General features: G+C 60.6%; 2 protein-coding genes. Both read left to right on the top strand.

Annotated features, from left to right (window positions below; all coding sequences use genetic code 11):
• Window positions 1-1260, top strand: a 1260-nt coding sequence (locus AC1DX0_RS35510) for an adenylosuccinate synthetase (RefSeq protein ID WP_477359130.1), incomplete at its 5' end; no start/stop codon positions are given.
• A partial coding sequence (locus tag AC1DX0_RS35505) for a DUF7002 family protein (RefSeq protein WP_477359127.1) occupies window positions 1253-1715 on the top strand: 463 nt, incomplete at its 3' end. The genes AC1DX0_RS35510 and AC1DX0_RS35505, both read left to right, overlap by 8 nt.

The following is a 1715-nucleotide window of genomic DNA, read 5'->3' as shown; positions in this document are numbered from 1 at the left end:
GATTTGCTGGAGCGGCGATACCTCGCGCGCGATCCTGAGCACAAGGAGTTTGCAACCTACGCCGAGGTGCGGGCTAATGGTACCGAAGCGGCTATTGGTAGCCTTGCCGAAATCGCAGACCTTGTGCTGGACGCTGATTATGCCGACGCACGCACATTGGCCGTATCGGCGATGGCTTTCCGAGGCGAGACGGTTCCACAACCTCAGCGCCTTGTCGACGTCATCGTCGGCGGCCAGTACGGCAGCGAAGGGAAGGGCAACATCTGCGCATACTTGGCTAACAGCTACGGAGTTTTGATGCGCATTGGTGGCCCAAACGCCGGCCACCTAGTGAAAGATCCGCCCTACAAATATGTCCAGCTACCCTCCGGCACAGGGACTAACAAGAAGGCGGCGATCCTGATCGGTGCCGGCTCTACCCTGTGGCTGCCTCAATTGATGCTAGAAATCATGGAGCAAGAGCTAACGCCAGAGCGTCTATCAATTGACCCGCAGGCGATGGTGATCGACGACGAGGACCGTCGCATCGAAAGCGGTGCGCTGACTTCCATCGCATCCACCAAGCAGGGAGTAGGTTCTGCGACCGCGCGTAAGATTGTAAATCGGGGTGACGTGCCTGTCTTTGGACCACCTGTAAAGCTGGCGCGCGACGTCCCTCAGCTCGCCAAGTTTGTACGCGACGTCCGCGCTGAACTTGACGGCCATTTCGCCGCTGGAACACGGGTGCTGCTGGAAGGCACGCAGGGAACATTGCTCAGCATCCATCACGGTTTCTGGCCAAGCGTCACCTCGCGCGAGACATCCGCTGCCGGGTGTCTTTCAGACGCTGGCATCGCATCCGCGCGCGTAAATCGCGTCATTCTGGTTCTGCGTACTTACCCAATCCGCGTGGGCGGAACTTCAGGTTGGATGGGGCGGGAAATAGACATGGAGGTCGTCGCTGCGCGCTCCGGCATCCCCATCGACGAGTTCTTACGAGTCGAGAAGGGGACTATTTCCGGCAACAAGCGCCGCATGGCCGAGTTCGACTGGGCGCAACTGCGCCGCTCTGCGGTTCTTAATGGGGCCACCGACGTGGCTGTCACTTTCGCAGACTATCTGGGGATAGGTAACCGCGACGCGACTTCGTTCGACGAATTGAATGAAAATACGCGAACGTTCATTGCACGTGTTGAACGCGTTGCAGGCGCGCCAGTGACGCTCGTCTCAAAGGAGTTTGCCCTCGACGGTGTCCTCAGCAAGGGTTTCGAACATGACTGAAGAGGAACTCGTCCAGCAATATCCGCGGCTCTGGCACATGGCGCATTCGGGCGCGTGGCCTGCGATACGGGACCACGGCCTTATGAGCGCGGCGGCCTTGCTGGACGACTATGGTGTCGAGGGCGACCGACGTCATCAGTTAGGCTCTCTCAGGCGGCCCCACTCCGTCCCGCTGGAAGCCGAGGGCCGGCCGGGGACCGTCCTGCGCGACCAGAAGCCGATGGACGACGGTCGGCTGGCAGGATGCCTCGACGACGGGCTGACCCCGCGCGACTGGTATGAACTGCTTAACTCGCGCACCTTCTTCTGGCTCTCGCGCTCGCGCATATGGACGCTCCTCCGCGCCAGAGCCTATCGCAATGTCCCCCAGACGGTACTGACGCTTGATACGGAGAGGCTGGTGGCGGCGCATCGAGATCGCATCTGGCTCAGCCCAATCAATAGCGGGGCCACGC

The organism is Mesorhizobium sp. P3_A9, assembly GCF_056402975.1.
This window is presented reverse-complemented; position numbering and strand designations above follow the sequence as displayed.